The sequence below is a fragment of the Bacillus sp. FSL K6-2839 genome (genome assembly GCF_038003365.1).
In the GTDB taxonomy this organism is placed as follows: Bacteria; Bacillota; Bacilli; order Bacillales; family Bacillaceae; genus Bacillus.
The window spans coordinates 1979442-2003168 of record NZ_JBBOOZ010000001.1 but is presented as its reverse complement, the minus strand read 5'-3'; the positions used below and the strand labels follow the sequence as shown (position 1 = coordinate 2003168).

At 41.7% G+C, this 23727-nt stretch carries 24 protein-coding genes; 23 read left to right on the top strand and 1 reads right to left on the bottom strand.

Annotated elements, in window-relative coordinates:
• Positions 1 to 116: 116 nt before the first annotated feature.
• The 23 genes from MHH26_RS10225 to MHH26_RS10115 all read left to right on the top strand — a co-directional run bounded on the left by MHH26_RS10225 (position 117) and on the right by MHH26_RS10115 (position 22686).
• Positions 117 to 1430 (top strand): NfeD family protein, encoded by a 1314-nt coding sequence (locus tag MHH26_RS10225; protein WP_340973345.1) that lies wholly within the window; start codon positions 117 to 119, stop codon positions 1428 to 1430.
• Between the two features lie 26 nt (positions 1431 to 1456).
• Positions 1457 to 2449 (top strand): flotillin-like protein FloA, encoded by a 993-nt coding sequence (gene floA / locus MHH26_RS10220; RefSeq protein ID WP_034661354.1) that lies wholly within the window; start codon positions 1457 to 1459, stop codon positions 2447 to 2449.
• 31 nt (positions 2450 to 2480) lie between these two features.
• Positions 2481 to 2978, top strand: coding sequence for a hypothetical protein (locus MHH26_RS10215; RefSeq protein WP_106042442.1), 498 nt, complete (start codon positions 2481 to 2483; stop codon positions 2976 to 2978).
• A 206-nt stretch (positions 2979 to 3184) separates the two neighbouring features.
• Positions 3185 to 3466, top strand: a complete 282-nt coding sequence (yqfC, locus tag MHH26_RS10210) for a sporulation protein YqfC (RefSeq protein ID WP_334749779.1) — start codon at positions 3185 to 3187, stop codon at positions 3464 to 3466.
• 18 nt (positions 3467 to 3484) lie between these two features.
• A complete protein-coding gene (gene yqfD / locus MHH26_RS10205) occupies positions 3485 to 4675 on the top strand; it encodes a sporulation protein YqfD (protein WP_340973344.1) in 1191 nt (396 codons plus the stop codon).
• A gap of 3 nt (positions 4676 to 4678) precedes the next feature.
• Entirely contained in the window at positions 4679 to 5638 is a 960-nt protein-coding gene (locus tag MHH26_RS10200; RefSeq protein WP_034661351.1) for a PhoH family protein, read from the top strand.
• 114 nt (positions 5639 to 5752) lie between these two features.
• Positions 5753 to 7864, top strand: coding sequence for an HD family phosphohydrolase (locus MHH26_RS10195; RefSeq protein ID WP_400559210.1), 2112 nt, complete (start codon positions 5753 to 5755; stop codon positions 7862 to 7864).
• A complete protein-coding gene (ybeY, locus tag MHH26_RS10190) occupies positions 7865 to 8344 on the top strand; it encodes an rRNA maturation RNase YbeY (protein WP_012010615.1) in 480 nt (159 codons plus the stop codon).
• Entirely contained in the window at positions 8322 to 8708 is a 387-nt protein-coding gene (locus MHH26_RS10185; protein ID WP_334749775.1) for a diacylglycerol kinase family protein, read from the top strand. Before ybeY ends, MHH26_RS10185 begins: the two co-directional genes overlap by 23 nt.
• A 113-nt stretch (positions 8709 to 8821) precedes the next feature.
• Complete coding sequence (locus MHH26_RS10180) at positions 8822 to 9220, top strand: cytidine deaminase (protein WP_034661347.1); 399 nt, start codon at positions 8822 to 8824, stop codon at positions 9218 to 9220.
• Positions 9213 to 10118: a GTPase Era gene (gene era / locus MHH26_RS10175; protein WP_099726610.1), complete on the top strand. Its 906-nt coding sequence runs from the start codon at positions 9213 to 9215 to the stop codon at positions 10116 to 10118. The genes MHH26_RS10180 and era overlap by 8 nt, the downstream gene beginning before the upstream one ends.
• Positions 10119 to 10266: 148 nt before the next feature.
• Positions 10267 to 10410: a YqzL family protein gene (locus MHH26_RS10170; RefSeq protein ID WP_003217288.1), complete on the top strand. Its 144-nt coding sequence runs from the start codon at positions 10267 to 10269 to the stop codon at positions 10408 to 10410.
• Positions 10411 to 10445: 35 nt separating this feature from the next.
• Entirely contained in the window at positions 10446 to 11216 is a 771-nt protein-coding gene (gene recO / locus MHH26_RS10165; RefSeq protein ID WP_012010612.1) for a DNA repair protein RecO, read from the top strand.
• 332 nt (positions 11217 to 11548) lie between these two features.
• A complete protein-coding gene (gene glyQ, locus MHH26_RS10160) occupies positions 11549 to 12436 on the top strand; it encodes a glycine--tRNA ligase subunit alpha (protein ID WP_012010611.1) in 888 nt (295 codons plus the stop codon).
• The gene (glyS, locus tag MHH26_RS10155) at positions 12429 to 14474 is read left to right on the top strand and encodes a glycine--tRNA ligase subunit beta (protein ID WP_340973340.1); all 2046 of its coding nucleotides are present in this window, start codon (positions 12429 to 12431) and stop codon (positions 14472 to 14474) included. The genes glyQ and glyS overlap by 8 nt, the downstream gene beginning before the upstream one ends.
• A gap of 166 nt (positions 14475 to 14640) precedes the next feature.
• Positions 14641 to 15279, top strand: coding sequence for a helix-turn-helix transcriptional regulator (locus MHH26_RS10150; protein WP_024423017.1), 639 nt, complete (start codon positions 14641 to 14643; stop codon positions 15277 to 15279).
• Between the two features lie 25 nt (positions 15280 to 15304).
• The gene (locus tag MHH26_RS10145; protein ID WP_008342399.1) at positions 15305 to 16126 is read left to right on the top strand and encodes a pyruvate, water dikinase regulatory protein; all 822 of its coding nucleotides are present in this window, start codon (positions 15305 to 15307) and stop codon (positions 16124 to 16126) included.
• A gap of 261 nt (positions 16127 to 16387) precedes the next feature.
• On the top strand, positions 16388 to 16888 hold the full coding sequence (locus tag MHH26_RS10140) for a YaiI/YqxD family protein (RefSeq protein ID WP_106042432.1): 501 nt from the start codon (positions 16388 to 16390) through the stop codon (positions 16886 to 16888).
• 32 nt (positions 16889 to 16920) lie between these two features.
• Positions 16921 to 18750: a DNA primase gene (gene dnaG / locus MHH26_RS10135; RefSeq protein ID WP_340973338.1), complete on the top strand. Its 1830-nt coding sequence runs from the start codon at positions 16921 to 16923 to the stop codon at positions 18748 to 18750.
• A gap of 201 nt (positions 18751 to 18951) precedes the next feature.
• The gene (gene rpoD, locus MHH26_RS10130) at positions 18952 to 20073 is read left to right on the top strand and encodes an RNA polymerase sigma factor RpoD (RefSeq protein WP_008342392.1); all 1122 of its coding nucleotides are present in this window, start codon (positions 18952 to 18954) and stop codon (positions 20071 to 20073) included.
• A gap of 302 nt (positions 20074 to 20375) precedes the next feature.
• Positions 20376 to 20735 carry a cytochrome c550 gene (gene cccA, locus MHH26_RS10125; RefSeq protein ID WP_003217503.1) on the top strand — a complete coding sequence of 120 codons (360 nt, stop codon included), beginning with the start codon at positions 20376 to 20378 and terminating at the stop codon, positions 20733 to 20735.
• A gap of 120 nt (positions 20736 to 20855) precedes the next feature.
• Positions 20856 to 21572: a tRNA (adenine(22)-N(1))-methyltransferase gene (locus MHH26_RS10120; RefSeq protein ID WP_106030984.1), complete on the top strand. Its 717-nt coding sequence runs from the start codon at positions 20856 to 20858 to the stop codon at positions 21570 to 21572.
• Positions 21565 to 22686, top strand: coding sequence for a Nif3-like dinuclear metal center hexameric protein (locus tag MHH26_RS10115; protein WP_060596667.1), 1122 nt, complete (start codon positions 21565 to 21567; stop codon positions 22684 to 22686). Before MHH26_RS10120 ends, MHH26_RS10115 begins: the two co-directional genes overlap by 8 nt.
• 39 nt (positions 22687 to 22725) lie before the next feature.
• Here the strand turns inward: MHH26_RS10115 and MHH26_RS10110 are convergent, their stop codons facing one another.
• A complete protein-coding gene (locus MHH26_RS10110; protein WP_034661333.1) occupies positions 22726 to 23670 on the bottom strand; it encodes a 4-hydroxy-3-methylbut-2-enyl diphosphate reductase in 945 nt (314 codons plus the stop codon).
• Between the last annotated feature and the right edge of the window lie 57 nt (positions 23671 to 23727).

Here is a 23727-nt window from a genome sequence, read left to right as displayed (position 1 = left end):
GGTACTTTTTTTATACCTTCATCATTCTGTCATATAAAAATGAAACCTATGATACATTTGTAACGTATGTAAAGGAACGGTAAAATGGAAGATAGAGAGGAGGGATCACCAAATAGATGAAAAAAATAAAAATTTCTATTGCTCTCTTCAGTTGTTTTATAATATGCTTGTTATTAGGGGTTCAATTGACCGCGAAATCAGCAGATCAGAAAGTTCATGTTATCCCAATTGAAGATACAGTAGAAAAAGGACTTTCAAAATTTATTGAACGATCATTTGAGCAGGCAAAGTCCGAACGAGCGAAACATATCATTCTAGACATCAATACACCAGGTGGTGCAGTCGATGCGGCGCTTGAGATCGCAGATACCATTCGTGCGTCTGATATCCCTGTGACAGCATTTGTGAATCATAGAGCGCTTTCAGCTGGGGCATTCCTTGCACTAAATGCCGACGAGATTTATATGACCCCAAATGGAAAGATGGGAGCTGCTGCGATCATTGATGGGGAAGGCAATGCTGCCGATCAAAAATCTGAATCGCTATGGCTTGCTGAAATGAGTGATGCTGCCGAAAAGCAGGGGCGTGATCCGAAATATGCGCTTGCGATGGCTGATCCAGACATAGATGCGAAAGATGCTGGTGCACCAAAAGGAGAACTGCTCACCTTTAATACGGATCGAGCGCTTCAATTTGGTTACGCAGAAGGTGAAGCGAAGAATTTAGATGACTTGCTTCAGAAGCTGAAATTAGCAGACGCTTCTGTTCAATACGATGAAGTGAGCTTTGCTGAAAAGGTTGCGCGCTTTCTCACGCACCCAATCGTCATTCCAATCCTTTTATCCATCGCAAGCTTAGGGTTAATTGTTGAGCTCTATTCTCCTGGCTTTGGGGTTCCAGGCACCATGGGAGTGACAGCGCTTCTTTTATTCTTTTATGGACATCTCGTGGCTGGTTTTGCAGGATATGAGACGTTGTTCCTGTTTTTAGCAGGGATATTGCTCATTATTCTGGAATTGTTTTTGCCGGGGGGAATCGTAGGTGTCATTGGACTGATCTGTGTTGTTGCCAGCTTATTTTTAGCAGCTGGAAGCTTTACAGAAATGGCGATTTCCATCTTGATTGCCACTGCTGTTTCAATCATAGCAGTTATTTTATTGACAAAGGTGTTGGGGAAACGTATGAAATTTTTTAAAAAGTTCATTTTAACCGATTCAACCAATAAAGAAAGCGGTTATGTCTCAAATGAAACAAGAGAGGATCTTGTTGGACAGATCGCTGTTACATTAACAGCGCTTCGCCCATCTGGGACGGCTGTACTCGGAGATGAGCGCATTGACGTTGTGTCAGAAGGTGCGTTTATTGACAAGGATGAACAGGTTAAAATCGTCAAAGCGGAAGGCTCACGCATTGTCGTGAGGAAAGTATAGATAACTGATTTTATAGGAGGAATAAAATGGATCCATCTACTTTACTATTATTTGTGATTATCGCAGCAGGTCTGATCGTTCTATCGATCTTCTTCACCTTTGTACCGGTGATGCTGTGGATTTCTGCCTTAGCGGCTGGCGTAAGAGTGAGCATTTTTACACTTGTAGGAATGAGACTTCGTCGAGTCATTCCAAACCGAGTGGTCAATCCGCTCATCAAAGCACATAAAGCAGGTCTTGATGTGACGATTAACCAATTAGAAAGTCACTACCTGGCAGGTGGTAACGTTGACCGTGTTGTGAACGCATTAATCGCAGCTCAACGTGCGAATATCGAATTGAACTTTGCACGTTGTGCAGCGATCGACCTAGCAGGCCGTGACGTACTTGAAGCTGTACAAATGAGTGTAAATCCTAAAGTCATTGAAACACCATTTATCTCTGGTGTGGCAATGGACGGGATTGAAGTAAAAGCCAAAGCACGTATTACAGTTCGCGCAAACATCGAACGACTTGTCGGTGGTGCAGGGGAAGAAACAATCATTGCTCGTGTAGGTGAAGGAATTGTCTCTACAATCGGTTCATCAAATAATCATAAAAAGGTTCTAGAGAATCCTGATATGATTTCTCAAACGGTTCTAGGAAAAGGATTAGATTCAGGTACTGCATTTGAAATTCTCTCGATTGATATCGCAGATGTGGATATCGGTAAGAACATCGGGGCGATTCTGCAAACGGACCAAGCAGAAGCAGACAAAAACATCGCACAAGCGAAAGCGGAAGAACGCCGCGCAATGGCTGTTGCCCAAGAACAAGAAATGCGTGCAAGAGTTGAAGAAATGCGCGCGAAAGTCGTAGAAGCAGAGGCTGAAGTACCACTTGCAATGGCTGAAGCATTACGCGAAGGTAATATTGGAGTCATGGACTACATGAACATTAAGAATATCGATGCTGATACGGATATGAGAGATTCATTTGGTAAAATGACAAAAGGTCCATCTGATAATGAAAACAAATAAGCATCCTCTCACGCTTTAAGGAGGGAGCCCAATGGACATTCTATTTGAAAATCCGTTACTAATTGCGATTATCATCGGTATCATCTCTGCTGTATTTGGGAAAATCGGCAAACAAGAGGAGAAGGAACAAAACAACCAGCAACATAAGCCGGCTCCTCAGAATAAGCCTATGCCTCAAAAGAAAGCAGAACAAACTAGCCCGAACCCAGTCAAAACAGACCAGTTGGACGATTTCGGCGATGTACATGATCATGGCGGGATGAAGAAACAAGGTTCACAGTCCTTACAGGATCGTTATACCGCTACACTAGCTGAAATGGAAGAAAGAAAAAGCGAGCTGAATAAAGAGTTCAAATCTCTTGAAAGGCAGCTGACCAGACCGAAAGCTTCTGCTGCGGAAATGAAGCCGCACGTCATTGACAGGCTTAACCAAAATACTGTTGTTCAAGGCATGCTTCTTGGAGAAGTATTTGGAGAGCCGCGCGCGAAAAAGCCGCACAGAACGATGAAACGGCCATATAAAAGATAAAGAAGAAAGTCCCTTTATATAAAGGGGCTTTTTTGTTTTTCCTGATGGAGATTTCTCGCAATAAAAATGATGAAACGGCTGTTTTGCGGGATTCATTAGCATGATCTGAACCGCTGAGGAATAGGATGATATAGAGGCTTTCTCATCAGTCTCACCATCTTTCAGTTTGATCTCATACACATGGGGCGGGAAGGGGTTCTTATTGAATGGGAAAAAGAAAAAATCGACTTAAAGCATGGCTGACAAGAACACTTGAAATCCCTCCAGACGTCATGATGGATCTTCCCCGTATTACGATGGTTGGCAGACTCCACATTTACATAGAGAACCATAAAGGGCTTTTGCTTTTCAGTGATCAAGAGGTAAGGCTGATGCTCAAACAAGGACAATGCATTATTTCAGGGAAAGATTTTGTGATTAAAACGATTTTGCCAGAAGAGATCTTATTAGAAGGGAGAATCGATGAGGTCCGTTATATTGATTCTTAACTGACGGAGGGGAGAAGTGTGAAGAATAAATGGTTCGCCTATTTTATTGGCAGAGTGGAAGTGGAGATCAAGGGAAACGGCATTGAGCGGCTCATCAATGAGTGCACGAGACAGGGGATCACAATGTTTCAAGTGAGCCGCCGTCAAGACAGCGTGCGCTTATTTATTCGCTTATCAGATGTACATGCCTTCAGAAAAGTACAAAGACATCATGAGGTAACATGTTCATTTCATCAAAAGAAGGGATTTCCGTTTCTTCTCCTATGGTCAAGGAAGAATATTGGGTTTACCCTTGGGATTGTGTGTTTTCTAGCGACGATATTGGCGCTTTCAAACATGGTGTGGAAAATTGAGATTAAAGGAGCCAATCCAGAAACTGAACATCAGATGAGAAAGCATTTAGACGAGATTGGAGTGCAAAAAGGCCGTTTTCAGTTTCTAATGGGAACACCTGAGAAAATTCAAAAATCACTGACCGCCAATATTCAAAGCATTACTTGGGTCGGCGTTGAACTAAACGGTACAACATTTCAAATGAAAGTTGTGGAAAAAAATGAGCCGGAAAAAGAGAAATATACGAGTCCTCAGCACATCGTTGCCAAGAAGAAGGCTGTCATCACGAGAATGTATGTGGAAAAAGGGGAGCCGCTTGCCGCAGTTGATGAGCATGTGAAGAAAGGGCAGATGCTCGTCTCTGGCCTCATCGGCAGCGAAGACCAGCAAAAAACGGTGGGTGCTAGAGCGAAAATTTATGGTGAAACGTGGTACCGTTCTGAAGTTTCTGTCCCTCTTCGAACATCTTTTGATGTCTTTACGGGTAAAATGAAGACAAAGCACAAGCTCTCCGCATTTGGAGGTTCAATGCCATTTTGGGGCATTTCCTTTAAAAAGGATGATTTTAAGCAGCCAAAAACAGAAACAGAAGTTCACCCACTACATTTCTTAAACTTCCAGCTCCCATTTTCCTATGAAAAAGAAATGACACGCGAAAGTGAAAAAATAAATCGGACATACACAAATAAAGAAGCGGTTCAAGCAGGGATTAAAATGGGTAAAAAAGAATTAGAAGAGAAGCTAGGTCAAACAGGAGAGGTGAAAAGTGAAAAAGTTTTGCACGAGACAACAGGGAATGGTAAAGTTAAGTTAATCATCCTTTACCAAGTAATAGAAGATATTGTTCAACCAACACCTATTGTTCAGGGAGACTAGAGAATGACAGAACATTTACTTGAAATTCAACAAAAATTAGATAGCCCAAACGAAGCGATTGCTTTATTTGGAAATCAAGATGCTTATCTGAAACTGATGGAAAACGAGCTGAATGTCTCCATTATTACGCGGGGAGAAAAAGTGTATGTTTCTGGTCAGGAAGCATCAAGAGATACAGCGAGCCGTCTGATTACATCTCTCTTACATCTCATCCGAAAAGGAATTGAGATTTCTGAACGGGATGTCGTCTATGCCATTAAAATGGCGCAAAAAGACAAGCTCAATTATTTTGAAAATATGTATGAAGATGAAATTACGAAAAATGCTAAAGGGAAGTCAATCAGGGTAAAAACCATTGGCCAGCGGGAATATGCTGCGGCGATGAAAAAAGATGACCTGGTCTTTGGAATTGGACCAGCTGGAACAGGGAAGACGTATTTGGCAGTCGTCAACGCGGTACATGCACTGAAAAATGGACATGTGAAACGGATTATCCTGACAAGACCAGCTGTTGAAGCAGGAGAGAGTCTTGGCTTTTTACCAGGTGATCTAAAGGAAAAAGTAGATCCTTATTTAAGACCACTATATGATGCCTTGCATGATGTGCTTGGCAGTGATCATACGGAACGTTTAATCGAGCGCGGCGTGATTGAAATAGCGCCTCTTGCCTACATGAGAGGACGGACACTCGATGATGCATTTGTTATTTTAGATGAAGCGCAGAATACAACGCCTGCCCAAATGAAAATGTTTTTGACGAGACTTGGGTTTGGCTCTAAAATGGTCATTACAGGAGATATTACACAGATTGATCTGCCGAAGGGCATGCAGTCTGGCCTTGCAGCTGCAAAGGACATGCTTGCAGAGATCAAGGGCATTTCATTTATTGAGCTAGACCAGACAGATGTGGTCAGACACCCGCTTGTGGCGAAGATCATCGGAGCATACGAAAAGCAAAAATGAACTTAGTGACCCGATCGTCTTCATCGGGTCATTTTGTTTCGATCGTGGTTTAAAGTAAAAAAGGAGGTACTTTCCTTGAGAAAGAATCAGAAAGACAGTAAGCGCAAAAGACTGCTGTCTAAAAAAGAACCTCAGAAAATGGAGCGCTCACGTTATTTAAATGTTTTGCTATACGCTGGTTTAGCAGCCATTCTATTCGTGGTGCTCTTCTTCCATGTAAAGCCTGAATCGCTCGACTTAGATTTATTTTCAGTGAGCGAACAGACCATCTATTCTCCATCAACCGTCGATGATCAAGAAGCGACAGAAGAAAAGAAGCAAGAAGCAACAGATCAAGTAGAGGATCAATATACACTCAAAAAAGCGTATTCTGACAATCGTGTTGACCTCATCTCCTCCCTTTTTGAAGCCATTAAAGAAGAGAAGAAAGCAGCTGATGAAAAAGAGAATCCGCCATCAGATAAAGAAATGGTCAAGCGTGTCAAAGAAAAACTCACATCAGATATGCAGGAGGCTGTTTCAGACCAATCCATCAAAGCACTGCTTCAGGCAAGTGACGAAAATCTCTCTTTTACTAAGGATTCCATCATCACAGTGGTGAATTCACTGATGAGTAAAGAAATCACAGCAGCGAAATTACAAGATGAGAAAAAACAAGTGAAAACAGAGCTTGAAAATAACTCAATTCCATCAAAATACTTAAATGCAGCAAAAGAAATCGGTGAATTTGCGATCATTCCAAACTATGTATTTGATCCAGTGGCTACAGAGAAGAAAAGACAAGAAGCCGCTGATAATATTCAGCCGGTTCAGATTAAGCAAGGGCAAATTTTAGTCGAAGAAGGAGAACTTATCGACCGGGAAGTGTATCGTAAATTAGAACTGACAGGCCTCTTAAACAGCTCCAATTTGATTAAGCCTGTAAGCGGTCTTATGATATTGATTGGTCTGTTTTTAGCAGCGATTATTCATTCACTTGAAACGAGGAAAAAATCGCTTGTTCATAAGAATAAGTCGCTTCTGCTCTACTCGCTTATTTTCACCATTATTTTAGTCATCATGGAAGTATTCAGTCTCTTCCAGGAAACGAAGTATACGACGATAGGTTATGTGGTACCAGTGGCACTTGGCACGATGCTGATCAAGCTGCTTATCAATGAGCGGCTAGCGATCTTCTCTGGCCTTGTATTTGCTCTTTGCGGCAGTATGATGTTTAATCAAGGAGTAACCGGCGTCTTTAACTATGTGATCTGTGCTTATTACCTTGTGAACGGGATGGCGGGCATTTTATTTTTGAGAAAGCATAATGCACGTTCAAAAATATTGCAGGCAGGGCTTTGGGTCGCTTTGGTGAATGTCCTTGTGGTTCTATCCATTACGCTGATCCAAAACTCCTCACCATCAGGGCTTGAAATCGGTGTGAACCTCATGATGGCGTTTGTGTCAGGGTTTGCATCATCTATTTTGGTCATTGGGTTAATGCCTGTGTTTGAGAGTATGTTCGGCATCCTTTCAACAATGAAGCTGATTGAATTATCAAACCCAAATCATCCACTGCTCAAAAAGATTTTAACAGAGACACCAGGTACATATCATCATAGTGTCATGGTGGCAAATTTAGCGGATGCTGCATGTGAAGCAGTCGGCGCAAACGGTCTTTTAGCAAGGGTTGGCGCTTATTATCATGACATTGGGAAAACGAAAAGACCGCAATACTTTATCGAAAACCAAATGAACATTGATAATCCGCATGACAAGCTTTCTCCTCAGCTAAGTAAAAATATCATTATTGCCCATACGACAGATGGAGCTGATATGCTGAGAGAAAAGAAGTTTCCTGAAGAGCTTGTCGATATTGCAGAACAGCATCACGGGAAGTCACTGTTAAAGTTCTTTTACTATAAGGCAAAAGAGCGTGATGATCAGGTGACAGAGGAAGAATTCCGTTATCCTGGTCCAAAACCGCAATCAAAAGAAGCGGCAATTATTTCTGTAGCGGACAGCGTTGAAGCGGCAGTACGATCGATGCATAATCCAAATCCAGAGCGAATCGAAAAGCTCGTCAAAGGCATTATTTCAGATAAAATGCAGGATGGGCAATTTAGTGAGTGTGATCTGACATTTAAAGAATTAAGTATTATTGGTCAAACGATTTGTACAACATTAAAGGGGATTTTTCATTCTCGGATTGAATATCCAGATGCCCCGAAGCAGAAGGTGAAGTAAATGACATTGTTAATCGATTTAATAGATGAAACAGGACAAGTATCAAAAGAGCAGCTTGAAGAAGTGGAAAAGCTTCTTCAGTTCGCTGCAGATGCCCTTGAGGTCAAAGATCAAGCGGAGGTATCAGTGACGATCGTCTCGAATGAAGAGATTCATCAAATCAATAAAGAATACCGCGGGAAAGACGCACCAACGGATGTCATCTCCTTTGCACTTGAGGAAGAAGGAGAAGGGGAAATTGAAATCATTGGTGCTGATGATATTCCGCCTGTACTCGGCGACATCATCATTAGTGTGGACCGTACGAAAGAGCAGGCAGAGGAATATGGACATTCCTTTATGAGAGAGCTTGGATTTCTCACAATTCATGGGTTCCTTCATTTGCTCGGGTTTGATCATATGACAGAAGAAGATGAAAAAGAAATGTTCGCCAAACAGACAAAGATCTTGGATGATTATGGCCTTTCAAGATCTTCGTAAGAAAAGAAGGCCGCTTGTCCGTTTTTTTCGGAGTTTTTATTATGCATTTAGAGGAATATGGCGAACTTTCTTGAATGAACGGAATTTTCGATTTCACACAGTCGCAGCCATCATCGTGGTGATCTGCGGCTTTTGGTTTCACATTGAACCATTCGAATGGACGATCGTTTTGCTTTTATGCGGGGGGATGTTTGCGCTTGAACTTGTCAATACAGCCATTGAACATACAGTGGACCTGATGACAGAAGAGAAGCACCCTCTTGCAGAGAGAGCGAAGGACGCTGCAGCAGGCGCTGTTTGCGTTTACGCCGCGATTTCGGTTATGATTGGGGTGATCATCTTCTTACCGAAGATCATGCAATAGAACAATATTACTATTTATTAACATTTTTAGAAATGGGCGTGAAAATGTCACGTGAATTATGTAAAATATAAATGTGACAGTGGGTCCATTTCTTCTGAAAGTGGGAACTAGGAATGAACAAACAAGAGTTGATTTCAGAAGCAGTTAAAGCAAGAGATTTTGCATATGTACCCTATTCAAAATTCAAAGTCGGTGCAGCATTATTGTCGAATGATGGAAAAGTGTATGGCGGCTGCAACATTGAAAATGCAGCATATGGCATGTGTAATTGTGCGGAAAGAACAGCACTTTTTAAAGCCTATTCAGAAGGCATCACATCGTTTCAAATGCTAGCGGTAGTGGCTGATACAGACCGACCTGTTTCGCCGTGCGGCGCATGCAGACAGGTCATTTCAGAGCTATGTGCACCTGATATGCCAGTGATTCTAACGAACTTAAAAGGACATATATACGAAACAACAGTAAACGAACTATTGCCAGGCGCATTTTCACCGGAGGATTTAAATGACTAACGAAAGCTTCAAATCAGGATTTGTATCAATTATTGGAAGACCAAATGTAGGAAAATCAACCTTTCTTAATCGTGTGATTGGACAAAAGATCGCGATCATGAGTGATAAGCCCCAAACGACACGTAACAAAGTGCAAGGTGTCTTAACAACAAACACGTCACAAACGATCTTTATCGATACACCAGGGATTCATAAACCTAAGCATAAACTTGGTGATTTTATGATGAGAGTGGCTCAAAATACACTGAAGGAAGTCGACCTGATCTTGTTTATGATCAATGCAAAGGAAGGCTATGGCAAGGGTGATGAATTCATCATTGAACGACTCAAGCAAACATCTACACCGGTATTCCTAGTCGTCAATAAAATCGACCAAATTCACCCAGATGAGCTGTTCCTTTTAATTGATGAATACCGCACACGTTATCCATTTAAGGAAATTGTGCCAATTTCAGCTCTTGAAGGAAACAACATTGACACGCTTCTTCAGCAAATTGAAGGTTATCTTCCTGAGGGCCCTCAATTTTATCCGGCAGATCAAGTAACAGATCATCCAGAGCGGTTTATTATTTCTGAATTAATTCGTGAAAAAGTGCTGCATTTAACGAGAGAAGAGATCCCGCACAGTATTGCAGTTGCGATCGAATCCATTAAGCCAGATGAAAATGGCAAGATCCATGTTGCGGCGACCATTGTCGTAGAACGTGATTCACAAAAAGGGATCGTCATTGGTAAACGAGGCAGCTTATTAAAAGAAGTGGGACAAAAAGCGCGCAGAGATATTGAAGCACTTCTCGGTTCAAAAGTGTATCTGGAGCTTTGGGTAAAGGTTCAGAAGGACTGGCGTAATAAATCCACTCACCTTCGTGACTTCGGATTTAGAGAAGACGAATATTAAAAAATCGCTGCTGTTGTCATAAAATCTGACAATGGTGCGGTTCGATTAGTAAAAATTGTTTATCATGAAATGGAGGTAGCTTGGTCAAGATAAAATTAATATGTTGGATGTAGCGTTGCTGCTTCTAATAAAGAAAGGTGGGGTTTTTATGTTGAATTTTACATGGAACGTATTTTCACAAACAGGAAGCGTTGACACGTATCTGCTTTTCAAAGAGTTAGAAAAGGAGAACCTGGAAAGACCCGATGTACTTGAAGAAGAGATAGCACGATTTGATTTTCCAATCTTATAATTCTTGACCCCCTCCAATGCTCGGAGTGTAGACAAATGCTCATTAAAAGTGAAGGAATCGTCCTTAGAACAACAGATTATGGCGAAACAAACAAAATTGTCACGCTGCTCACTAGAGAACATGGGAAAATTGGCGTGATGGCAAGAGGTGCAAAAAAATCAAACAGCCGCCTGTCAGCCATAAGCCAGCCGTTTTTATACGGAACCTTCCTGATCCAATCATCAACAGGACTTGGAACGCTCCAGCAAGGCGAAATGATTGAAAGTATGCGAACCATTCGGGAGGATTTATTTTTGACCGCATATGCCGCATATATGACAGAGTTACTCGATAAAGGCACAGAAGAAAAAAAGCCAAACCCTTATTTGTTTGAGCTCCTGCTTCAATCTCTGCGTCATCTGAATGAAGGCACAGATGCTGATATTATCTTATTTATCGTAGAGGTCAAAATGTTATCAGTAATGGGAATGAAGCCTGAACTTGATCAATGTGTCCATTGTGGTCAAAAAGAAGGGCAGTTTCATTTCTCTATTAGAGATAACGGCTTCATTTGCCAAAATTGCTTTTCTAAAGATCCGTATAAACTGCCCTTATCCCCAGCAGCTGCAAGGCTGCTCCGTTTATTTCATTATTTTGATTTATCAAGGCTCGGTCAGGTTGATGTGAAACCGCAGACGAAACAAGAAATTCGTCAAGTGCTCGATCACTACTATGACGAGTATTCAGGCCTTTATTTGAAATCAAAAAAATTCATGAATCAGATGGAATCCATGAAAAAGCTAATGGGCGGGGAAAACAAAAGTTGACATCTCCCATGACTTTTTGTAAGATCATCTAAGATAAAATATGTTGCATTGACAGAAAGAAGTACTTACGCAGAATTCATTAAAAGCGACCTTAGGGCGGTGTGAGCTAAGGATGGAGGCGTAACGAAAGGCATTCTTGAGCAACGTAAAACAAAGCGGCTGGATGCTACGACACCAGCAAATAGGGTGGAACCGCGGGAAAAACTCTCGTCCCTATGTTTGCAAGGAGCCTTGCGAGCATAGAGACGGGAGTTTTTGTGTTCTCTTGCGGGGTTCTCATCCCCACCCGCCATATCATAGCGGATGGTGTAGAAAAGATGGAGGTGCGATCATTGAATATTCAAGACATGATTTTGACGCTGCAAAAGCATTGGTCAAATGAAGGCTGCGTATTAATGCAGGCGTATGACACAGAAAAAGGTGCCGGAACGATGAGTCCATACACGTTCCTGCGAAGCATTGGCCCAGAGCCGTGGAAGGTAGCATATGTAGAGCCTTCAAGACGCCCGGCTGATGGCAGATATGGAGAAAACCCAAATAGATTGTATCAGCATCATCAATTTCAAGTGATCATTAAGCCGTCACCTGACAATATTCAAGAACTGTATCTTGAATCATTGAAAGCACTTGGTATTGACCCGCTGAAACATGATATTCGTTTTGTGGAAGACAACTGGGAAAACCCATCTCTTGGCTGTGCAGGACTTGGCTGGGAAGTATGGCTTGATGGGATGGAAATTACACAATTCACGTATTTCCAGCAAGTCGGCGGCTTAGAATGTAAGCCTGTTTCCGTTGAAATCACATACGGTATTGAACGTCTTGCTTCCTACATCCAGGACAAAGAAAATGTCTTCGATCTTGAATGGACAGACGGGTTTACAGTCAGAGATTTATTCTTAATGGCTGAATATGAGCACTCTGTTTATACATTTGAAACATCTAATACTGACATGCTGTTTGAGTTATTTACGACCTATGAGAAGGAAGCGCATAGCCAAATGGACAAAGGGCTTGTTCACCCAGCATACGATTATGTGCTCAAATGCTCTCATACGTTTAACCTGCTCGATGCAAAGGGCGCGATTTCTGTTACCGAGCGAACTGGCTATATCGGAAGAGTGCGCCAGTTAGCCAGAAAAGTAGCCAAAACATATTATGAAGAACGAGAAAAATTGGGATTCCCTATGCTAAAAGAGGAGGCGGCTTCTCATGAATAAACAAGATGTATTACTCGAAATTGGCTTAGAAGAGATGCCGGCTCGTTTCATGCCGGAAAGCACAAAGCAGCTAGGTGAGAAAGTAAAAGCATGGTTTGAAACGCAAAATATTTCATTTGAAGATGTTGCTTTATTCAACTCACCAAGACGTCTTGCTGTACTCGTGAAAGGTGTCGCAGAAAAACAAGAAGACATCAAAGAAGAAGCAAAAGGCCCAGCTAAAAAGATTGCGAAAGATGCTGAAGGCAATTGGACAAAAGCAGCAGAAGGCTTTGCCCGCGGACAAGGTGCCTCAACAGCTGATCTCTATTTTAAAGAGATCAAAGGAGTGGACTACGTTCATGTCCAAAAGTTTCAAGAAGGAAAGCAAGTCAAAGACCTTCTGCCAGCGTTAGGTGAGATCGCCGCCTCATTAAGTTTTCCAAAGAACATGAGATGGGGAAGCAAAGATTTACGCTATATCCGTCCGATTAAATGGATTGTTTGTTTATTTGGAGAGGAGATTGTACCTGTTGAAATTGCTGGAGTGAAAAGCGGCCGTGAGACAAGAGGACACCGTTTCCTTGGTAGGGCAGCCACCATCGACTCGCCTGCTTCTTATGAGCAAACATTGCGCGATCAATTTGTCATTGCAGATTCAGATAAAAGAAAACAATCCATTACTAAGCAGCTAAATGCTCTATCTTCAGAAAAAGGCTGGGTCATTCCTGTTGATCCTGAGCTTCTAGAAGAAATCAACGATCTTGTAGAATATCCAACGGTGCTTTCTGGTTCCTTTGAAGAAGAATTCCTTGCATTGCCGGAAGAAGTATTAGTGACCACAATGAAAGAGCATCAGCGCTACTTCCCTGTGAAAAATGAGCAAGGGGAATTATTGCCGCACTTTATTACGGTCAGAAATGGAAACAGTGAGGCGCTTGAAAATGTCGCAAGAGGGAACGAAAAAGTACTTCGTGCACGTTTATCAGATGCTGCATTCTTCTATAAAGAAGACGAAAAACTAGTCATTGATGACAATATTAAGAAGCTTGATAAAGTTGTATTTCATGAGAAACTTGGCACAATTGGCGACAAGCTAAAAAGAGTGACAGACATTGCGACCCGTCTAGCAGCGCATGTCGGTGCAGATGACGAAACGACAAAACGAGTGGCAAGAGCAGCAAGTATTTCGAAGTTTGATCTTGTGACTCAAATGGTCTATGAATTCCCAGAATTACAAGGAATCATGGGCGAGAAATATGCAAAAGCACTTGGCGAACATGAAGAAGTGGCAAAGAGCATCAACGAGCACTATATGCCGCGCTTTGCCGGTGATGAGGCGCCCTCCACTTTGATTGGTGCGATTGTGGCAGTAGCAGATAAGCTGGATTCTATTTGTTCCTTCTTCTCAATTGATGTCATTCCAACAGGCTCTCAAGACCCTTATGGACTGAGAAGACAAGCGAGCGGTATCGTTCAAATCCTGCTCGATCGTCATTGGAATATTTCATTTAAAGAGCTTTTGGCACTTGCTCAAATAGAAGCAGAACATGAAGCTGCTCTGATTGAATTTTTGACACACCGTTTAAAATATGTCCTCCAAGCAGAGCATATCCGTCATGATGTTGTGGATGCAGTGCTGGATGTTGAAAATATTGAACCTTATGCAGTCGTGAAAAAAGCAGCTGTTCTTGAAGAGAGCGTGAAACAAGAAAGCTTCAAAGAAACGGCAGAAGCATTAGGACGCGTCATTTCAATCAGTAAAAAAGGGGAAGATGCAGAGATTCAGCCTGAGCTGTTTGAAAATGAGCATGAGCAAAAGCTATATGAGGCGTATCAACAAGTAGAGACAGCTGTCAAGGAACATGTAGCAGCAGGGCAATACAGCGCAGCACTTGAGGCGCTAGATACGTTAAAAACACCGATTGTTCATTATTTCGATCACACAATGGTACATGCGGATGATGAAAAGCTGAAGCGAAATCGTTTGGCGCAAATGGTCAAACTAGCCAAAGTCATTCAATCATTTGCGAATATGAACAATTTAATTGTAAAATAAATACCTAAGAACGGTTGCCTTTTTCGAAGGGCAATCGTTTTTTACTCATTTAATTCACGGTTTTTGAGTGGATTTTTGTTTCATTCGGACAAAGATGCGCTATAATATGATGAGTTATGAAAATGATATACATAAAGTAAAGATTCGCTCTCTCTATTTAAAGGTGGTGAGTACAATCGAGTTAAATAAACGGCAAGAGCAGATTTTACAGATTGTCAAAGAGAATGGTCCGATCACTGGAGAGCATATCGCCGATCGGCTGAACTTAACTAGGGCGACCCTCAGACCGGATTTAGCCATATTAACGATGTCAGGCTTTTTAGAAGCAAGACCAAGGGTCGGCTACTTTTTCACAGGAAAAACAGGCACGCAGCTTCTAGCAGATAAGCTGAAAAAACTTCAAGTAAAAGATTTTCAATCCATTCCAGTGGTGATACATGAGAATGTTTCAGTTTATGATGCGATTTGTACGATGTTTTTAGAGGATGTGGGCACATTATTCGTTGTGGATGATCACTCTATTTTAACAGGCGTGTTGTCAAGGAAAGACCTCCTTCGCGCAAGTATTGGAAAACAGGAGCTTCCATCTATCCCTGTCCATATTATTATGACAAGAATGCCGAACATCACCGTTTGCCGCAAGGAAGATTTTATTATGGATGTGGCGAAGCACTTGATTGAAAAGCAGATAGATGCACTTCCTGTTATAAAAGATACGGATAAAGGCTTTGAAGTGGTCGGCAGAATTACGAAAACAAACATGACGAAAATACTTGTTAGCTTATCGGAGAATGAAATAATCTAATGACAGAAGACTGCGAGGGGATGTTATGAGTAATCGCGTAATTTTTGTGGTATCAGATTCAGTAGGAGAAACGGCAGAGCTCGTGGTCAAAGCGGCACTTAGCCAATTTGATGGCGGCTCATCAGACCATTCAAATATTAGAAGAATTCCGTATGTAGAGGATGTCGGTACGATTAAAGAAGTCATTTCACTGGCGAAAGCAGATAACGGAATCGTCTGCTTTACTCTTGTTGTGCCAGAAATGCGCCAATTCTTAATTGAAGAGGCAGAAGCAAACGGAGTCGTTTATTATGACATCATCGGACCACTCATCGATAAAATGGAGACTGCTTATGGAAATGAAGCGAAACATGAGCCGGGGCGTGTACGTCAATTAGATGAGGACTATTTTAAAAAGGTTGAAGCCATTGAGTTCGCAGTGAAGTATGATGACGGCAGAGACCCAAGAGGCATTCTAAAGGCTGATATTGTGCTCATCGGTGTATCACGCACATCTAAGACACCATTATCTCAATACTTGGCGCATAAACGGCTGAAGGTAGCGAACGTTCCAATTGTTCCTGAAGTAGATCCGCCAGAGGAGTTATTTTCAGTTGATCCAAAAAAATGCATCGGTCTAAAAATCAGTCCAGACAAACTAAATCATATTCGTAAAGAGCGTTTGAAATCTCTAGGTTTAAATGATCGCGCAATTTATGCGAACATTGAGCGGATTAAAGAAGAACTAGAGTATTTTGAAAAAGTGGTGGACCGCATTAACTGTCAAGTCGTTGATGTATCGAATAAAGCAGTTGAGGAAACGGCAAATGTCATTCATCAAATGCTGACCAAAAGAGGTTCCGAATAAACTCAGGATGCTCCTCCTGGGTTTTTCCTATGGTGGGAAACGGGTAAACAAAAACAATGGCATATTTGCTGCATTTGTATTATAATAAAAAATTGTGATAAAATGATTGATTTTAGGTTTAAGTTAAGTCAAGAACGAATAAACTAATATTGGCAGAAGTCAAGTGATTCTGAACATAACTTTTCGACAAAATGAGTTTTACTGTTGTTTGCTATATGGGGGGAAAGTATGGTCTTTTTGCTTCTCTAAAGCAGGAATAAGGTGGAGGGATGGAGAATTAGTCACCTGAATGAACATAAACAAGAGAGGACGATTTATGTCGATGCAGATGCTTGTCCTGTAAAAGACGAAATCCTTTCTGTCGCATCTCAATTTCAAGTACCTGTGATGTTCATTGCTTCATATGAGCATTTTCAAACCAAAAGATCTCCACTTGAAGATTGGCGGTTTGTAGATACACATAAGGAAGCAGCGGATTTAGTCATTGCGAACTCAGCTGCCGCGCATGATATTGTCGTCACCCAAGACATTGGTCTTGCCTCCTTACTGCTTCCAAGACAGGTCATTGTACTGTCTGAAAGAGGACGGATGTACACAAACGAAACAATTGATTTTGATTTGGAACGCAGACATGTTTCCAGTAAACAGCGAAGAAAAGGTGTATATGGAAAAGGTCCCAAAAAGCTTTTAGAAGAGGATAAAAAGCGATTTATTGCGCAGCTACAAAAAATCCTGTCGAATCATGAAGGATTTTTGAATTAAAAGGCGAATAATGTACGACGGAGTGTTATAGGATGAGCAAACGTATACCAGATGAACTTTTGGAGCAAATCCAAAAAAACGCAGACATTGTCGAAGTGATTGGAGAATACGTACAGCTTAGAAAGCAAGGTCGAAATTACTTCGGTCTTTGTCCATTCCATGGTGAAAATACTCCTTCATTCTCTGTTTCAGCAGATAAGCAAATCTTCCATTGTTTTGGCTGTGGTGCAGGAGGTAATGTATTTTCGTTCCTCAGACAAATGGAAGGCTACTCATTTATTGAAGCCGTTTCACATGTTGCTGATAAGTACCATATTGATTTGCCTGATCATGTAGCAAATGCTCAGGTCAGCTCCTCACAGCAAGAGGACACTGCAGATCATAAAATGATTGAAGCGCATGAGCTTCTTAAGAAATTTTACCACCATTTGCTGGTAAATACAAAGGAAGGTCAAAACGCACTCGATTATTTACGGGCGAGAGGCTTTACGGATGAAACAATTGCCAAGTTTGAGATCGGATATGCTCTTGACTCTTGGGATTTCGTGACCAAGTTTTTAGAAAAACGAGGGTTTGATCCTGTGATGATGGAGAAGGCTGGTCTTTTGATTCAACGTGAAAACGGAACAGGCTTTTTTGACCGCTTTAGGGATCGTGTGATGTTTCCCATTCATGATCATCATGGGACAGTTGTCGCTTTTTCCGGAAGATCGCTTGGTGATCAGCAGCCTAAGTATATGAATAGTCCTGAAACGCCACTTTTTCATAAAAGTAAGCTGCTTTATCACTTTCATGACGCGCGTATGCATATACGAAAACGCGAACGGGCGGTTCTTTTCGAAGGATTTGCTGACGTCATTTCAGCTGTCACATCAGGTGTCGGCGAAAGTGTTGCAACAATGGGTACGTCTCTAACAGAAGAACACGTAAAACTTCTCAGACGTAACGTAGAAGAGATCATTCTTTGCTATGACTCTGACACGGCCGGTTATGAAGCCACCATGAAAGCATCAGATTTGCTTGGAAAAAGAGGATGTAAAGTTCGCGTTGCCATGATACCAGATGGACTTGATCCAGATGATTACATTCGTAAATATGGCGGCGAGAAATTTAGGAATGACATCATAGATGCAAGTGTGACATTAATGACTTTTAAGATGAACTTTTTCCGTAGGGGAAAGAATTTATCTGACGAAGGAGACCGGCTTACTTATATGAAGCAGGTACTCCGAGAAATTAGCCGGTTAAACGGTTCCTTGGAACAAGAGATTTACATGAAACAGCTTGCTGGAGAGTTCTTGATCTCACTTGATTCATTAAAAGAACAACTGGAGCTCTTTGAAAAACAGCAGCGGCAAGAAGCCAAAAGCACACAGGAAGAAAGCGGGCTTGAAAAACGGCGTGCACATCTGTCAACACAGGTAAGAAGAAAGCGTCTGCGGCCAGCATATGAAAATGCAGAGCGAATGCTGCTTGCTCATATGTTAAAAAGTGATGACGTGATCCGAAAAGTACTTGACAGAGTAGGGATTGAATTTAATATAGATTCTCACAGGGCGCTGGCCACGTACATTTATGCTTTGTATGAAGAAGGGAAAGAACCAACGCCCCAGCATCTGATGAACCGTATAGAAGATGATATTATCAATCAGCTTCTGACGGATATATTCATGATTCAAGTTGGAGACGAACTAAGTGAAGCTGAATTAAGTGATTATGTAAAAAAAGTGTTGAATCATCGGAATTTGTCAATGATAAAGGAAAAAGAACTAGAACGTGCAGAAGCGGAGAGGCAAAAAGATTTCTTCAAAGCGGCAACACTTGCAAAAGAAATTATTCAGTTGAACCGTTCGCTGAAGTAATACGTCTAATATTTATGACAAGACTTACGGCTGGCAATGAATCCTTTACGGGAGGAGCATAAGACCGCAAGCATCTTGCCTTCATCATTATTTATTTTATTCCTATTTGCTCATCTGTTTGATAAAGAGAGAAAAGCAGAGCGAAAGCAAATCGCAAGTTACTTTAGAATTCGTTGCAAGCTTTGGAAGGAGGGATCCATAATGGCTGATAAACAAGCCCACGAAACCGAAACTGAATTAACCTTTGAACAGGTGAGAGATAAGCTCACTGAAACGGGTAAAAAACGGGGCGTTTTAACATACGAAGAAATTGCAGAGCGTATGTCTAGCTTTGAAATTGAATCAGACCAAATGGATGAATACTATGAATACTTAGGCGAACAGGGTGTAGAGCTCATCAGTGAAAACGAAGAGACAGAAGACCCAAATGTTCAGCAGCTGGCTAAAGCAGAAGAGGAATTTGACCTGAATGATTTAAGCGTACCACCAGGTGTCAAAATTAATGATCCTGTTCGTATGTACTTAAAAGAAATCGGACGCGTCAATTTGTTATCTGCTAAAGAAGAAATTACGTATGCTCAAAAGATCGAAGAAGGCGATGAGGAATCAAAAAGAAGATTAGCGGAAGCAAACCTTCGTCTCGTTGTCAGCATCGCGAAACGCTACGTCGGTCGTGGTATGCTGTTCCTTGACTTGATTCAAGAAGGAAACATGGGTCTTATGAAGGCAGTTGAGAAGTTTGATTACCGCAAAGGATACAAATTCTCAACATATGCAACCTGGTGGATTAGACAGGCGATCACGCGTGCGATTGCCGATCAGGCCAGAACAATCAGGATCCCGGTTCATATGGTGGAAACCATTAATAAATTGATCCGTGTTCAAAGACAGCTTCTGCAAGACCTAGGCAGAGAACCAACGCCAGAGGAAATTGCTGAAGACATGGATTTAACTCCAGAAAAGGTAAGAGAAATTCTTAAAATTGCGCAAGAGCCTGTATCTTTAGAAACACCTATTGGTGAAGAAGATGACTCGCATCTTGGTGATTTTATTGAAGACCAAGAGGCGACATCTCCATCTGACCATGCTGCATACGAATTGTTAAAAGAGCAGCTTGAAGATGTATTAGACACGCTAACGGACCGTGAAGAAAATGTACTGAGACTACGCTTCGGACTAGATGACGGAAGAACACGTACGTTAGAAGAGGTTGGAAAGGTGTTCGGCGTCACAAGAGAGCGTATCCGCCAAATTGAAGCGAAAGCTCTGCGTAAATTAAGACACCCAAGCAGAAGTAAACGATTAAAAGACTTCTTAGAGTAGAAACTGGACGGATCTTGAAAGAGATCCGTTCTTTCTTCATCAAAAATGAAAACGCTTTTTTCAATCTGATTATATTTTACTGAATAACAAATGAATTTGCAACGTTCTTAGAGAAAAGATGTATAAAAAATACATCAAAATGTGCTGAAGTCTTCATTTCTCATCTTGCATCATTTTTGTCTAATCTGTGAACTTGACCAAAGTTTTGTATCATAATTCGTTTACTTTTTGTAAAATTAAAGTAGAATTAGAATTGTTTGCATAGTCTCAAAGGGGTTTTCACAAAGGGGAGGATGAAAGAAATGAAACGGAATCCACTTATACCATTCTTATTGATTGCCATTTTAGGTATTGGACTCACTTTTTTCTTATCAATGAAGGGGTTGAAAGATGAAGACAAAATCGCCTCTGGAGGCGAGGAGCAAAAACAAGAAGAGACAGCGAATGCGACGCCGGAAGAATTGTATAAGCAAAACTGTTTGAGCTGTCACGGGGAAAACTATGAAGGCGGCGCAGGTCCTGCATTAAAAGGCGTTGGAGACAAGCTTGAAGTGGCAGACATCAAGAAGAAAATTCAAGAAGGCGGCAACGGGATGCCAGGCGGGCTGATCCCGAATGAAAAGCTCGATGAAATGTCGGAATGGGTATCCAAAATTAAATAATGTTACGCAAAAAGCTCTTTTTCATCAGAAGAGCTTTTTTCATTTGAAAACGACTTTTAAAAAGTCCATAATTTATATAAGATAGACAAGTATGAACATTAAAGAAAAGTAGTGATACGTATGAATGAAATGAATTTATCAAAACGATTAAAAAGAGTCGCAGACTTTTTACCACATGAGGCCGTCTTTGCTGATATCGGCTCAGATCATGCCTATTTGCCATGCTATGCGATCCTGCATCAAAAAGCAGTAAAAGCCATTGCTGGTGAAATTACAGAGGGACCGCTTCAATCGGCGAAGCAGCAAGTACATAGACTTGAATTAGATGACCAGATCTCGGTCAGAAAAGGTAATGGCCTTGAAGTTATTGAAAAGGGCGAAGTGAATGCTATCACGATTGCAGGTATGGGCGGAGCACTCATCGCAAGCATTTTAAATGACGGCAAGCATAAGCTCGCAGGCCATGAGAGGCTCATTCTTCAGCCAAATATCCATGCTCACCACATTCGTTTATGGCTCTATCAAGAGGGGTATGAATTGATGGATGAAGTCATTTTAGAAGAGGATGGCAAAATATACGAAATCATGATCGCAGAAAAAGGCGACAAAGATAAAGCCTATGAAGGGATGTCGATTGAAACAGGCATGCTAGTTGGTCCGTTTCTTGCGAAAGAGCAAAACGACGTCTTCCGGCGCAAGTGGATGCAAGAGCTTCAGCATATGGAGAAAATAGAAAGTCAAATTCAGCAGGCAGCGCGGGCAGAAGAGAATAAGGAGCGCCTTGAAGAGCTGCATGTAAAAATAAAGATTCTAAAGGAGGTTTTGACTGTTGGCTAAAACAGTAAACGGACATGAAATCATCCAATTATTTGAACAATTTTCACCAAAGGCGTATGCCGTAGAAGGTGACAAAATCGGTCTCCAGATTGGGACGTTAAATAAAAAGGTAAACAATGTCATGATCACCTTGGATGTATTAGAGAATGTGGTAGATGAGGCGATCGAAAGAAATGTGGATCTCATTATTGCTCACCATCCACCGATCTTTCGTCCGTTAAAACATGTAGCGACAGATCAGCCAGCTGGACGGATCATTGAGAAATGCATCAAACATGATATTGCGGTATATGTGGCACATACGAATTTAGATGTGGCTGATGGAGGAGTCAATGACTTGCTTGCGGAGGCTTTAGAGCTTGAAGAAACAAGTGTGTTAGTCCCGACATATGAAGATCAAATCAAACAGCTTGCCCTGTATGTCCCGCAGGAATTTGAAGAAGCCATCCGTACAGCTTTAGGAAATGCGGGCGCAGGCCATATTGGCAACTACAGCCATTGCGCGTTTTCAAATGAGGGGACAGGCAGCTTTTTGCCATCAGAAGATGCGGATCCGTTCATTGGTGAGAGCGGTCAATTGGAATTTGTCAAAGAAGTGCGGATTGAAACCATTTTCCCGGCAAGTATAGAAAAACAAGTGATTCGTGAAATGATCAAAGCACACCCTTATGAAGAAGTCGCTTATAGTGTACACACGACAGATCTTCCTCCAATTCAAAAAGGCCTTGGCCGTATAGGGGAGCTAAGAGAGCCTATGACCCTTGGAGATTTTACACGATTTGTGAAGACAAAGCTGGATGTAAATGGTGCTCGCTTTGTAGGTGATCAGGACGCTGTTGTGAAAAAAGTGGCTGTGCTTGGCGGAGACGGAAATAAATACATTCATCAAGCGAAAAGAATGGGTGCTGATGTGTATGTGACAGGGGATCTTTATTTCCATGTCGCCCATGATGCCATGATGCTCGGGCTAAACGTAGTGGACCCAGGGCATTATGCAGAAAAGATTATGAAAGAGGGCGTAAAGGCGAAGCTTCAATCGCTATGTTCAGATAAAAAGTATGATGTACAGCTCTTTGTTTCTGAATCGAACACAAACCCATTTCAATTTATGTAAACAAAAAAACGTCAGAGCTGCTATGCTCTGACGTTTTCTTTATTTCTTTGTTTTCACGCGCGGTAGTATTTTCGAAAGAGGAACCGACCGTTCAATCTTCCAAGTTGCTTCATCATCCGGCTCGTAGTTTTCTAAGAAACGTATGACTTCCTTTGTAATAGGTGTTGGTGTTGAAGCACCAGCCGTAACGGCAACGGTATTTACGCCTTGCAGCCACTCCAGCTTGAGCTCACTTAGGTCACCAATACGGTAAGCCTGCGTTCCAGCAATCTCCATGGACACTTGTGCCAGACGGTTGGAGTTATTACTTTTTGGATCGCCGACAACAATGGTAAGATCAGCTTGGCCAGCTTGCTCGGAAACAGCTTCCTGACGTACCTGTGTCGCAAGACAAATTTCTTGATGGTACTCGACGTGAGGGTATTTCTCTTTAATCAGCTCCATTAGATCGTGAACATCCCACTGAGACATCGTCGTCTGATTGGTGATGAGCAGTTTATCTGATGTTAAATCGAGCGCCTCAATGTCGGCTTCTGTTTCGACAAGATGCACCTTGTCAGGAGCTACTCCGACAGCTCCCTCTGGCTCAGGATGACCCTTTTTCCCAATATAAATAATGTCATATCCATCGGCTGTTTTCTCTGAAATGAGTTCATGTGTTTTCGTTACATCGGGACAGGTTGCATCAATGGTGATAAGGCCTTTTTCTTCTGCAATTTGACGAACCTCAGGTGAAACGCCGTGAGCGGTGAAAATGACTGTTCCGCTTTCAACCTGCTTTAAAATGTCCATGCGGTTTGGTCCGTCCAGTGTGTAGATCCCATCTTCTTCGAAGGCATCTGTCACGTGCTTGTTGTGCACAATCATACCTAATATATAAATTGGGCGTGGCAAGTTTTTATCAAGTGCGGCATTTTTAGCAATGACCATTGCATCCACAACGCCATAGCAATAGCCACGCGGCGAAATTTTAATTACATTCATTTATTCGTCCTCCTGTAGGGAAGTGCTGCTAGAGAAGAACAATATAAAAAGCCGTAA